11 protein-coding genes are annotated in these 12,171 nt (G+C 71.7%); 3 read left to right on the top strand and 8 right to left on the bottom strand.

The window, feature by feature from the left end:
* Positions 1-3: 3 nt before the first annotated feature.
* Complete coding sequence (locus WMF43_RS45140) at positions 4-831, bottom strand: class I SAM-dependent methyltransferase (RefSeq protein ID WP_437674679.1); 828 nt, start codon at positions 829-831, stop codon at positions 4-6.
* On the bottom strand, positions 831-1,502 hold the full coding sequence (locus tag WMF43_RS45145) for a HEAT repeat domain-containing protein (protein WP_437674681.1): 672 nt from the start codon (positions 1,500-1,502) through the stop codon (positions 831-833). The genes WMF43_RS45140 and WMF43_RS45145 overlap by 1 nt, the downstream gene beginning before the upstream one ends.
* A 252-nt stretch (positions 1,503-1,754) precedes the next feature.
* Between WMF43_RS45145 and WMF43_RS45150 the strand changes: the two genes are divergently transcribed.
* Entirely contained in the window at positions 1,755-2,681 is a 927-nt protein-coding gene (locus WMF43_RS45150) for a M23 family metallopeptidase (protein ID WP_437674683.1), read from the top strand.
* 3 nt (positions 2,682-2,684) lie between these two features.
* Here the strand turns inward: WMF43_RS45150 and WMF43_RS45155 are convergent, their stop codons facing one another.
* Together WMF43_RS45155 and WMF43_RS45160 are read right to left on the bottom strand one after the other, a co-directional pair.
* Positions 2,685-3,377: a response regulator transcription factor gene (locus WMF43_RS45155; RefSeq protein ID WP_437674685.1), complete on the bottom strand. Its 693-nt coding sequence runs from the start codon at positions 3,375-3,377 to the stop codon at positions 2,685-2,687.
* Between the two features lie 135 nt (positions 3,378-3,512).
* Positions 3,513-5,951, bottom strand: a complete 2,439-nt coding sequence (locus tag WMF43_RS45160) for a hypothetical protein (protein WP_437674687.1) — start codon at positions 5,949-5,951, stop codon at positions 3,513-3,515.
* A gap of 387 nt (positions 5,952-6,338) precedes the next feature.
* Between WMF43_RS45160 and mgtE the strand changes: the two genes are divergently transcribed.
* Complete coding sequence (mgtE, locus tag WMF43_RS45165; RefSeq protein ID WP_437674689.1) at positions 6,339-7,724, top strand: magnesium transporter; 1,386 nt, start codon at positions 6,339-6,341, stop codon at positions 7,722-7,724.
* A gap of 260 nt (positions 7,725-7,984) precedes the next feature.
* On the top strand, positions 7,985-8,626 hold the full coding sequence (locus WMF43_RS45170) for a single-stranded DNA-binding protein (RefSeq protein ID WP_437674690.1): 642 nt from the start codon (positions 7,985-7,987) through the stop codon (positions 8,624-8,626).
* 171 nt (positions 8,627-8,797) lie between these two features.
* Here the strand turns inward: WMF43_RS45170 and WMF43_RS45175 are convergent, their stop codons facing one another.
* From WMF43_RS45175 to WMF43_RS45190, 4 genes are all read right to left on the bottom strand, one after another.
* Complete coding sequence (locus tag WMF43_RS45175) at positions 8,798-9,526, bottom strand: hypothetical protein (RefSeq protein WP_437674692.1); 729 nt, start codon at positions 9,524-9,526, stop codon at positions 8,798-8,800.
* Entirely contained in the window at positions 9,507-9,872 is a 366-nt protein-coding gene (locus WMF43_RS45180) for a MerR family transcriptional regulator (protein ID WP_437674694.1), read from the bottom strand. The genes WMF43_RS45175 and WMF43_RS45180 overlap by 20 nt, the downstream gene beginning before the upstream one ends.
* A gap of 11 nt (positions 9,873-9,883) precedes the next feature.
* Entirely contained in the window at positions 9,884-10,189 is a 306-nt protein-coding gene (locus tag WMF43_RS45185; protein WP_012241218.1) for an integration host factor subunit alpha, read from the bottom strand.
* Positions 10,190-10,433: 244 nt separating this feature from the next.
* Positions 10,434-11,981, bottom strand: coding sequence for a glycosyltransferase family 2 protein (locus tag WMF43_RS45190; RefSeq protein WP_437674696.1), 1,548 nt, complete (start codon positions 11,979-11,981; stop codon positions 10,434-10,436).
* Between the last annotated feature and the right edge of the window lie 190 nt (positions 11,982-12,171).

Raw genomic sequence — 12,171 nt, forward strand, 5'->3', positions numbered from 1 at the left:
TGCCTAGCCGAGCGGGCGCCGCGCGCTCGCGCACCCGACGTTCACGGTCAGCTCGAAGACGCCCTCGGACCAGTACTTCGAGACCGCGTGGTGCAGGTACTTGAGCATCGAGTCGATGATCTGCGGCTCGAGGTCGAGCATCGCCGTCGCCTCGGGGAGCACCATCAGCTTCGAGATGGGATCCTCGAGGAACTCGCGCCCGCTGTCGAACGACACCGCGATGAGCTGCACGTCCACCTCGACCTCGTCGAGCCCCGCGTCCTCGATCTCCTCGGCGATGGTCTCGATCGTCGGCCGGCTCGCCGCGGCGGCGTCGACCGCGGCGCCGAGCTCCGAGAGGTCCTGCTTGAGCGCGCACTCCCGCGCGATGTCCGCGATCTCCGGGAACGAGCCGCGCAGCGGCAGCGCGATGAGCGCCTGGCCGCCGGGGACCAGGACCCGGCGCAGCTCGGCGAGGAGCTGCGCCCGCTCGCTGGAGCGGCACACCGGGTGCAGCGTGAACGCGTGCGAGAAGCTCGCGTCCGGCAGCGGCGTGGGCAGGCCGTCGGCGAGCACGTAGCTCGCGTTCATCCCGGAGAGCAGCGCGGCCTTGGCGCGCGCGAGCTCGAGCGCGGCGGCGGAGCCGTCGACGCCCACGAGCGTCGCGCCGGGCAGCTTGTCGGCGACGATCGGGTCGGGGAAGCCGGTCCGGCAGCCGAAATGGACCACGCGGGCGGCTTCGGAGGGCAGCATCATCTCGATCGCCAGCGAGGCGAAGAACGAGACGTAGCGCGGGACGACCGCGTTCTCGAACAACACGGCGTCCGCCGGGCTCAGCGGCGGGCCGATCATTACGCGACCCCGTCCTCCTCCTCGTACGGCGCGAGCAGGCCGAGCGCCTCCTCGGCGAGCTCGCCGATCGTGACCTCCGACGTCGCCTCGCCGCCGTCGTCCGCGAGCTCCACCGTCCGCTTGTCGCCGACGAGCGGCTCGATCAGCGGCGCGTTCGTCGGGTCGCCGATCTCGACCAGCGTCTCGATCGCCGCCGCGACCGCGTCCGGATCCTTGTGGCTCAGGAACTGGCCGATCAGCTTCGGGACGCCCGGCTCCGGCACCTCGGCGATGAGGTACGGCAGCTCCGGCAGCGCCGAGGATCCGACCGGCAGCCGCTTCAGCGCCCGCTCGATCCCCTGGGCGACCTCCTTGAAGCGGTCGTAGGCGAGCGACTCGATCTCCTCGCCGGCCGCCTGCCGCGCCTCCGGTTGCTCCGAGGCCAGCACATCGATGAGCGCGTCGATCGCGCGCGGGCCCTCGTGCTCGCCGAGCAGCGACGCGATCCGCACGAGCCGCAGCGCCGCCTCGTCGTCGTCGCCCTCGCGCCCCGCGGCCGCGATCGCGTCGGTGAGGACGTCCAGCAGCACATCGCCGGGCATGGCCGCCAGGTCGTCGTGGAGCCGTCGCGCGGTGCGCTCCGCGTCGAACAGCTTGTTCAGGGTCGTCTCGATGGCTTGGCGATTTTGCACGAAGAGGAGCTATCAACAGCGCGCCGCCTCCGCAAGCCGGCAGGCAGCGACGGTCTGTTTCCCCCGAATTCCCGTCCACGGCGGGCGTGGCCCCGGGGACCTCGGCTGAACGCGCGAGCCCCGGGCCGCTCGCGCCGGCGCCGGCGCGCTCAAGCGCGGCGGCGCCGGCGTACGGGCGCGCGCGACGTGCGACGGAGGAGCCGCCGCGCCGCGCTCGCCAGGGCTCGCCAGCTGCGCCCGATGCGGTAGACCGTGGAGGACATGCGCGCGCCCGGCTCACCGCAGGACCGCCCGGCGAGGGCGGCCCTCTCCCCGTCCCCGCTCGTGCGCGGCGCCGCGGCGTCCGCCCTCCTCCTTGCGCTCGGCGGGCTCGCGGACCCCGCGCCGCCGGCGCCCTCGGTCGTCCCTCAGGCCGCGGCCCGCGGCGCCGCCGGCGCGGCGGCGCCCTGCGGCCCGCGCACCGTGCCGGAGGGGGCCGCGTGCATCCCGCTGCCCGCGCCCGGCGCGCCGCTCGCCGCGGGAGGCGCGGCCGCGCTCTCCGGCCTCGCCGGCGCCGGCGCGCGCGGCCAGGCGCAGGCTCAGGCCGGGACGGTCGAGCACATCCCGCGCCGCCCGGAACGCCCGGCGAGCGCCGCGGCCTACATGTTCCCGGTCGGCGCGCCGGAGCAGCCGCCGGGGTTCCTCCTGGTCGAGGACGGCGCGCCCCAGGCAGGCGCGCCGCCGCAAGGGGCACCCGTCGCGGCGATCGGCGCCGCGCGGCCCGAGCCGCCGTCGTGGGCCGGCGGGGTCGATCTCGCCGCCGCGCGGGGCGAGCGGGTGGTGTCCGTCCAGCTCGACGGCCAGGAGGGCAAGGCCGAGGTCCTCTTCGTCGGCGAGCTGGCCGGGATCACGGTCGCCACGGTGCACGCCGTGCGCGAGGGCGATCGGGCGCGCAGGTACGTCGTGCTCCACGGCCACCTCGACCGCCCTGGCCCCGGCGTCGTGGCGGGCGCGCGCCTCGATCCGGGCGACGTGGTCGGGTACGCCGGCGACACCGGCAGCCCGGGCCTCGTGCGGCTCCACCTCGAGGCGCGGCAGCTCCGCGAGAGCGCGCGCCCCTCGGACCTCGATCCGAAGCGCGTCACCGACGCCGCCGTGACGGTGCCCTGCGACCTGCGCAACGTGCTGCCGCGCCGCTAGCCGCTACGGCGCGAGCTTGTAGCCGAAGCCGTAGACCGTGAGGATGTGCTCCGGCTTGTCGGGCGACCGCTCGATCTTCTTGCGCAGCTTCACGATGAAGTTGTCGACCGTGCGGTTCGACGGCCCGGCCTCGATCCCCCAGATTTTCTGGAGGATCTCCTCGCGCGAGACCGGCTGGCCCAGCCGCTCGTGCAGGAGGCGCAGGAGCTCGACCTCGTAGAACGACAGCTGCTCCGACCGCGAGCCGCGCGTGACGGTGTGCGCGGTCGTGTTGATCTGCACGTTGCCGATGGTGAACACCTCGACGGCCGCCTCGGCGGGCCGGGCGGCGCGGCGGAACAGCGCCCGCAGCCGGGCGATCAGCTCGCCGACGCTGAACGGCTTGGTCACGTAGTCGTCGGCGCCCGCGTCGAGGCCGCGGATCTTGTCGATCTCCTGGCCGCGGGCCGTCAGCATGATGATGGGCACGAACGCGTCCCAGCGCCTCAGGTCCTCGCAGACCTTGAAGCCGTTCGTGTCGGGGAGCATGAGGTCGAGGAGGATCGCGTCCGGCTTCTCCTGCCGCGCGAGCAGCACGCCGTCCTTCCCCTTCGACGCGGACGCCACCGAGAAGCCCTCGAACTCGAGGGCGTCCGTCAGCCCGAGCACGATGTGGGGCTCGTCCTCGATGATGAGAATCTTCTTGCGTGCCGCCACGACGGAGCCCGGTACTTAGCACAAAACCCGGGCGGCCCCCCCATCGCCCCGCCGGTCGGCGCTCCGGGGGCACAAAAGCGCGGCGGGGCGCGATCTTGCGATCGCGCCCCGCGCGCCGAGCCGTTCAGCCGTCGGCTACTCGCCGGAGCAGGTGATGAACAGCGTCGCCCCCTGCTGGGCCTCGCCCTCGTTCGTGAACCGGATGATGCGCTGCTCGGTCGGCGGGCAGCTGGCCACGATCTCCGCGTTGCCGACCCTGATCGACGGGTCGACGTAGCACCACCCGTGGACCGGTCCGTTGGGACCCTGGACGTTATCGCCGGCGTCGTTCCTGCACGCCTCGGCTTCCTCGTTCTCGAGCTGCAGGATCTCGCACACGCAGTCCCAGCCCGCCGGCTCCGCGAGCGGGTCTTCGAGCACCTTGTCCTTCGCCGCCTTGTGCGGCGAATCATCCGGCACCGCGATGCGCGCCGGCTTGTCCTCGCAATTGCACTGGCCCTGCGAGTTGCGCGCCTCGAGGATCAGGCAGGAGACCTGCTTCGACTGCGGATCGGGGGTCAAGGTGCGCGGCAGGCACTGCCCGCGGAGCGCCAGCTTCAGGCGATCGATGATGGAGCCGATCGCCGGCCGGTAGCCGTAGTCGCGCTCGTTGGCGTTGTTGAGCTGCCTCGGGCACACCGAGCCGACGATGCCCTGGGGCCCGAGTTCCCGGATGAGCTGCAGCTCGCGGAGGCCCGGGTAGGCCTTGGCCTTGACCTGCGTCGTCGTCCGGTCGGCCGGCTGCGCCTGATCGTTCCCCTCCGCCGGCTTGCACAGCGGGTTGTCGTTGGTGTCGGTGCTCATCTCCGGCTCCCGGCAGTCGCAGCTCTGGTTCGTCCCCTCGCAGGAGTGCTCCTCGATGAGGTCGAAGATGCAGGCGTACTGGAGGTCGCCGGTGCTCGACGCCGGGATCGTGTACTCGCGGCCGTTGATGTTGTTCCACCCCGTGTCGGCGGGCTGGACGATCGCGTCGCCGGTGATCGGGTTCGTGCCCGACCGGGGCGCCATCGACTCCCTCATGAAGGGATCCGCCGGCGGCACGTTGTTCGCGGGGTCGCCGAGGATGACGTCCCAGGCGCTGCCGACGCCGTCGTTGATCTTGAGGCCGAGCTCATCGGCGTTCTTGAACCCGCCGACCGGATTGCCGTCCTTGTCGAGGCCGCGCAGGAGGTCGGGCACGCCCTCGGCGGTCTGGCGCGCGATGTCCTGCCACGGCACGCCGACGATCCCGGCGAAGAACACGAGCCCGGGATCGCGGACGTTGGTGTCCTGATCGTTCGGGAGCAGGTCGCTGAAGATCGGGTTCTGGAACGTGTGGCCCGCGTGGTCCGTGAGCTGCACCTCGGTGAACGCCTTGGTGTAGCGGTCGATCTCGTAGAGGAAGTCGAAGCCGAACCGCCGCTTCTGATCCCAGCAGCGCGAGTTCACCGGGTCCTCCTCGGCGGTCAGCTTCGCGGCCTTCCCGTCCGGCCCGACGCACGTCGGATCCTCCGGGCAGCCCTCGGGGGGGTCCTGGTTGCACGACCTGCAGCACTTGTCGTTCGGGTTGGCGGCGCACTCCGAGCGCGGCCGCCACAGGCGGAAGTTGTTCCTGGTCTCGGCGACGAGGTAGTTGCGGCTCTCCTCGCGGATCGAGCAGTCGTTCTCGTCCGTGAGCATGATGATCGCGAGCAGGGAGCTCGGCCGGAGGAAGTCCTTGCGCTGCTGGAGGACGGTCTCGTCCCGGCCCTTCCGCACGGCGAGGTTGTTCTCGACGACGATCTCCTGGTACGGCTCCGGGTCGACGAGGAAGCGGTACACGCTCTCCAGCTGGGCCTCGAAGCCGCAGCCGGACTGCCCCGTGCCCTTGACCATCGCGGTCAGCTGGCCGACGAGCGACGTGTCGTTGAGGTCATTGGCCGAGTCCCGCTCGATGTCCGCCTCGCCGTCGTTCGCGTCCGGCACCTCGGGCATGCCGGCGAGCTTCTGATCCGGATCCCAGGCCAGGAAGCCGAGGCCGAGGTAGGTCGGGAGATCGTTGACCGCGGAGGTCTCCGTCTCGCGCGCGAGGAGCCGCCCGAAGTCGTTGTTCGAGATGTTCGCGCTGACCGGGCAGGAGCTCGCGCCGTGGCCGCCGAGGCTCGAGCTGATGATGCCGATGTGGATGTCCTTGATCGGCTCGAACTCGCGCTTGTAGTTCGCCGGGCAGTCGTCGTTCGGCGAGTCGACCTCCTGAACCGGCTGCGAGGGGTCCTCGGCGTGGACGCAGACCGGGTTCACGAGGCCCGAGACGAGGTCGGGGATCGCGAGGGCGAGGATGTCCTGCTTGTCGGCCATCGAGCCCGAGTTGTCGATGGCCAGGACGAGATCGATCTTGTCGACCGAGCTCTGCGTCAGCCGCTCGACGATCGTCGCCGTCGTGCGGGGCTCGTTCGGGGCGATCGGGCGGTCCAGACACCCGAAGACGCTCCCCGTGCCCCCGATCAGGAGGCTCGCCGTGGCGAGCCTCGCCGCGCCCCACCACGGGCGCCTCCTCTCACGCTCTATCCGCGTCATTGTTCGACTTTCCTTTCGACCACCGATCCGGTTGCGCGGCGATCAAGCTACCGACCAGGCCCGCCGACGGCGGGCCAATGCTCGTAGGCGATCCGCGGCTCGACGGGAGCCCGATGCTAGGGACCTGAGCGGAACGCTGTCAATTCGGCCTGGCGGCCCCGCTCGGTCTGGCCTGTGGCCCATAAGCAACCCACATGCCATCAACGCCCGGGCGCTCCGCGGGGTTGGAAAGCTGCGGCATCTGTCACCACGGTTGCGGCGTCGCCAACTGAGTTGGCACTGGACCCGGGGTGGCCCCGACGTCGATCGAGCCGCCTCGGCCTCGGTCGGCGCGCCGGTCGGAGCAGCCGCTTCCCAGCAGGGCGGAGTTGTGGTGAGTGCCCGAGCATGATGCGCGTCGCTCTCGCCATGGTCCCGGAGGTCCGGCAGCTCCTCGCCGAGGACCCGGCGCAGCTCTCCGAGCTGCTGGACGAGATCCACGACGAGGACCTCGCCGACCTGATCGGCCTGCTGGACGACGCCGAGGCCGCGAAGGTCCTCATGGCGCTGAAGGCCGAGGAGGCCGCCCCGATCTTCGAGCGCCTCGACGGCGAGACCCAGGAGGCGCTGGTCGAGCACATCGGCGTCCAGAGCATCGCGCCGATCGTCTCCGAGATGGCGGCCGACGATCGCACGGATCTCATCGAGGCCCTCCCGGATCAGGTCAGCGGCACGCTGCTCTCGACGCTCGAGCAGGTCGACCCCGAGGCCGCCGCCGAGGTCGAGGAGCTCGCCAAGTGGCCCGAGGACAGCGCCGGCGGGCTCATGACGACCGACTACGTCTCGGTCGGCATCCACCACACGGTCGCCGACGTGATCGAGCGCATCCGCGCCGTCGGCGAGCACGCCGAGACGATCTACTACGTCTACGTCGTCACCGATCGGGGCCACCTCATCGGGGTCGTGTCGCTGCGCGATCTGCTGCTCGCCTCGCCCTCCGAGAAGCTCGCGAACGTGATGACCGAGAACGTCTTCGCCGTCAGCCCCGAGACCGATCAGGAGGAGGTCGCGCGGACGATGGCCAAGTACGACTTCAACGCGCTGCCCGTGCTCTCCGCGGACCGCAAGCTGCTCGGCGTCATCACGGTCGACGACGTGATGGATGTCCTCACGGAGGAGCAGACCGAGGACGTGCAGCGGCTCGGCGCCGTCGATCCCATCGAGGACAGCTACTTCAAGACGAGCTTCTGGACGTTCATCCAGAAGCGGGCCCCCTGGCTCGCCGTGCTGTTCATCGGCGAGTTCTTCACCGGCGAGGCGCTCCGGCACTACGAGCGGGACCTGGAGGCCGTCGCGACGCTCGCCTATTACGTGCCCCTGCTCATCTCCACGGGCGGCAACTCCGGCTCGCAGTCGTCGTCGCTCATCATCCGCAGCCTTGCCATCGGCGACCTGCGCACCGGCGACTGGGCGAAGGTCCTCGTCCGCGAGCTCGGGCAGGGCGTCGTGCTCGGCCTCATCCTCGCGTTGGTCGGCATGCTCCGGGTCTGGCTCTGGGGCGACGGCACCGGCTTCGTCCTGACGGTCGGCGCGACGCTGATGGCGATCGTCCTCATGGGCTGCACCGTGGGCGCGATGCTCCCCCTCCTCCTCCGTCGCCTCGGCCTGGACCCGGCGACCAGCTCCACGCCGTTCATCGCGAGCCTCGTGGACGTGCTCGGGATCATCCTTTACTTCACGATCGCCCGGCTGCTCCTGTCCGACCTCCTCGCGCAGGCGGGTGTGGGCGGGTGACCCAACGGGGGAACGGACGGGCGCGGGCGGGGAATCAGGTAGGGCGGTGAGGCAGGTTGAGGAACGGGCGCCGAACGGGCGGGAGCGACGCCGGCCCGGGCGGGCCGCCGCCGAGGTGGCGCCGGCGCTGCCGCCCGGGCGCGCAGCGCGCCTCGGGGCGCGCCGCGACCCTTGACGCGTCGGCTCCCATGGGGGAGTGAAACGGGCGCTGTCCGGACAGCGCGAGGTGCGCTGCCCCCCCGTGGAGGGAAGGAGTCAAGATGGCCGAAGGCTTGAATCGCGTGATGCTGCTCGGCAACCTGGGCGCCGACCCTGAGCTCCGCTTTACCCAGGGAGGCCAGGCCGTCTTGAACCTGCGGCTCGCGACGACCGAATCGTACCTCGATCGCGACAAGGTCCGGAAGGAGCGGACCGACTGGCACAATGTCGTGATCTGGGGAAAGCGCGCCGAGGCCCTGGGCAAGATCCTCAGCAAGGGCTCCTCGATCTTCGTCGAGGGCTCGCTCCGCACCTCGAGCTACGACGACCGGGACGGCAACAAGCGCTACAAGACCGAGGTCATCGCGAACAACGTCCTCTTGACGGGCGGCGGCCGCGGCCGCGGCGGCGGCGTCGCTGACGACGCCGGCGCGTTCGGCGGCGGCGGCTACAGCGGCGAGGGTGCCGGCTACGGCGGCGGCGCCCCCAGCGGCGGTTACGGCGGCGGCGGCGGCGGTGGCGGTGGTGGTGGTTATGGCGGCGGTGGCGGCGGTGGCGGCGGCGCCCCCGGGGGTGGTCGTCCGGCCGGCGGCGGCTACAACCGCGGCGGCGGTCGCCCCGCGGCGCCCGCCGACCCCGGCCCCCCCGCGGACGACTTCGGCGGCGGCTACGGCGGCGGCAACGACGACGACATCCCGTTCTGATCCCCTCCCCCATCCAAAGCGTTCCTCCGCGTCTGTACGCGCGTCGCAGAGCGTCGGTCGCCCGCACAGGAGACGGGCCCAGATCGGCGTTTTCGGCGCGCAAGCGCACTCCTGTGCGCTGAGCACCGAAAACGTCGAGATGGGCCCGTCTCCGAAGCGGGCGACCGACGCTCAAGGGCGGGGGCGGCGGGCGAGGAGGACGGTGACGGCTGCGGCCGCGAGCAGGCCGAACGACGCGGTCGCGGGGAGCGGATGCTCGGCGGCGTAGAGGATCGTCCGGACGAGCAAGTCCGGGTCGGGCGGGCCCACGAGCGCGCCCTCGAGCGCCGCGGCGTCGAGCAGCGGCCCGCAGCGGGCGCCCGCCTCCAGCGCCGGCTCCACGCACACGATGCTGCAGAGCGCCGCGTCGTGCTCGCTCCCGGTGAAGCCGAGCACGTGCCGGCCGCGGACCGCCACGGCGCGCGCGCCCGCCCGGCCTGCCGCCTCGAACGGCTGCTCGAACCGCTGCGCCGTCGCGCGGATCGGGCCTGCATCCCACCGCTCGATCGAGACCCCGAGCGCCCCGCGGGTGATCCCCGAGGCCCGGTCGAGCACCAGCTCCTCGACCCCGGTCGCCCACCGGCGCGACGGCGCCGTCGCGCAGACCGCGCGCAGCGAGAGCCCGTCCGCCTCGACGCCGCGCCGGAGCGTCACCTTCGCCCCGGGGATCGCCGACACGTCGATCGCGGGAAGCGCCTCCGGCGGCGCCTCGCGCGCCCCTGCGGGCAGCGCGAGGCGCAGCTCCAGGCCCGGCGCGACGTCGTGGCGCTCCCCCGGCGCGACGCCGTGGCGCTCCGCCGGGGCGACGTCGTGGCGCTCCGCCGACGCTGCGCCGTGGGGCTCAGCAGCGCTCGAGCTCATCCATCAACGCCACCAGCTCGGTGCGGATCTCGACGAGCGCCGCGCGCATCCGCTGCACCTCCTCGCTGCTCGCGGCCGCGTCGGGGCCCGGCGGCTCGATGCCGCCCTCGCGCAGCTTGCGGCGCGCGCCCGCGATCGTGAAGCGGTGGGAGTAGAGCAGCTCCTTCACCTTGAGGAGCGTCTCGACGTCGCGCCGGCTGTAGACCCGCTGCCCCTTCGCCGACTTCTGCGGGCGGATCGAGCGGAACTCCGTCTCCCAGTACCGGAGCACGTGCGGCTCGACCCCCACGATGCCGGCCACCTCGCCGATCCGGTAGTACAGCTTCGCCGGAAGCTGCTGGCGCACCGCCAAGCGGTCTACTCCTCGGCCGCCGAGGCCGTCTCGCGCGGATTCAGGGCCTGCTTGAGGATCTGGCTCGCCTTGAAGTTCAGGACGCGGCGCTCCGTGATCAGGATCGGATCGCCGGTCTGAGGATTGCGGCCCTGCCGCTGGCGCTTGTCGCGCAGCACAAAGTTGCCGAACCCAGAGATCTTGATCTTCTCCCCGCGGCCCAGGGTCTCCTTCATGGTCTCGAACACCAGATCGACCAGATCGGCGGATTCCTTCTTCGAGAACCCCCCTAGTCGGGAGTAGACCGCCTGAACAATTTCGGCTTTCGTCATGACACCCCCATGGCCCCTTGCCGGCGGGGGACGCGCCGCAACCCCTGAAGACCGTTCAGGAACGGCCGCGTGCGGGTCCCCGACCGGCTCGAGGCAGGATGCCAGCGCGCGTCGGGGAGGTCTAGGGGGTATGCAGGCTTCGCCCGACTGGATGGGCTCGGTGGTCGCGCGCCGCTCAGGCGGCGGGGCGCGCGACGCTCAGGCGGCAAGACGCGCGCCGCGCAGGCGGCGGGGCGCGATCCGCTCAGGCGGCGACGTCGCCGAGAGGACGATCCTTCGTCCCCTGCCGGGACCAGGCCCCGACGACGGGCGCGTCGCTCGAGACGGCGGGCGCGCTCGAGGTCGCCTCGCGCCCGCGCGCGATCTGCTCCTGACCGACCAGGAACGCCACGTAGAGGTAGCCGACCGCGAAGAGCACCGCGAACGGCGTGGCGAAGTAGTGCCCGGTCTCGATCGACGCGACCACCGCGCCGCACGAGAGCAGCGCGAGCAACCCCTCGGTGATCGGAAGGTCCGTGCGCACCTTGTACCGACCCTTGTTGTCGCCCTGCTTGGGCGTCCGCACGAACTCGCCGGCCATGCTGCGGAGGCCCTCGATCACCGCCTTCGAGAGGTGCGGCGCGAGCCCCGTCCCGAGCGCGATCAGCATCGGCAGGCGCGCGACCGCGCCCCAGCGCGAGCGGCCCTGCGCCGTCTCGGCCAGCATGTAGAAGGCCGCGAGCGACCCCGTCGTCGCCGTGCAGAGCGGCAGATCGATCGCGAGCATCGTCAGCGTGTCGGCGGCGGGGAACAGGACGAGCGCCGGCAGGAGGAGCACGCTCAGGACGACCAGGAGCGGGTAGGCGAAGTGCGGCGTGAGGTGGAAGAACGCCTCGAACCGCTGCCCGCGCGAGAGCTCGGCCGTGAGCACCCGCGCCATCAGCTTGCGCGCGGTCTGCACCGTCCCCTTGGCCCAGCGGTACTGCTGCGCGCGCAGCGCCGAGATGTCCTCGGGCAGCTCGGCCGGCGAGACCACGTCCTCGCGGTAGATGAAGCGGTAGCCCGCGAGCTGCGCCCGGTACGACAGGTCGAGGTCCTCGGTCAGCGTGTCGTGCTGCCAGCCGCCGGCCTTCAGGATGGCGTCCTTGCGCCACATCCCGCCGGTGCCGGAGAAGTTGAACAGGAGGTCGGCGCCGAAGCGCGCGCGGTTCTCGACGAGGTGGTGGCCGTCGAGCATCAGGGCCTGCACCTTGGTCAGGATCGAGACGTCGCGGTTCAGGTGGCCCCACCGCGTCTGCACCATGCCGATCGACGGATCCTCGAAGTGGCCGACGATGGCGCGGACGAAGCCCGGCTGCGGGATGAAGTCGGCGTCGAAGATCGCGACGAGCTCGCCCTTCGCGACCTTGAGGCCCGCGTCGAGCGCCCCCGCCTTGTAGCCGACGCGGTTCGTGCGGTGCAGGTACACCGCGTCGATCCCCTGCGCGCGGAGCCGCTCGACGTGGGCCCGCACGAGGCCCTGCGTCTCGTCCGTCGAGTCGTCGAGGACCTGGATCTCGAGCTTGTCGGCCGGGTAGTCCATCCGCGCGACCGCGTCGAGCAGCCGCGCCGCGACCGTCGACTCGTTGAAGAGCGGCAGCTGGATGGTCACGGCCGGGAGGTCGCGATCCGTCAGGGCCGCGACCTCCGGCGCGCGCGAGAGCTTCGCGCGGTGGAGACGACAGAGGATCACGAGGTGCAGCCGGTGCAGGCCGTAGGCGCTGAGACCGAGCAGCACACCGAAGTAGAGCACGCAGAGCAGCAGGGAGAGCATCAGGCGCACCTCCCGCCAGCGGGTGCCGGGCAGTCGTGTGATCCGGCGGGATAGCCGGTCTTCACTCCTGCGGAGGCTGACGGGTGCCCAACGCGTACCACCCGCCGAATCCGAAGTTGTCATGCACTTGTAATTCGTTGCAACTCTCTGTCATGCGCTCCGTAAATTTGACTGTTTCCCTGCCGCTCCT

It is taken from the genome of Sorangium sp. So ce131, assembly GCF_051519095.1.
In the GTDB taxonomy this organism is placed as follows: Bacteria; Myxococcota_A; Polyangia; order Polyangiales; family Polyangiaceae; genus Sorangium.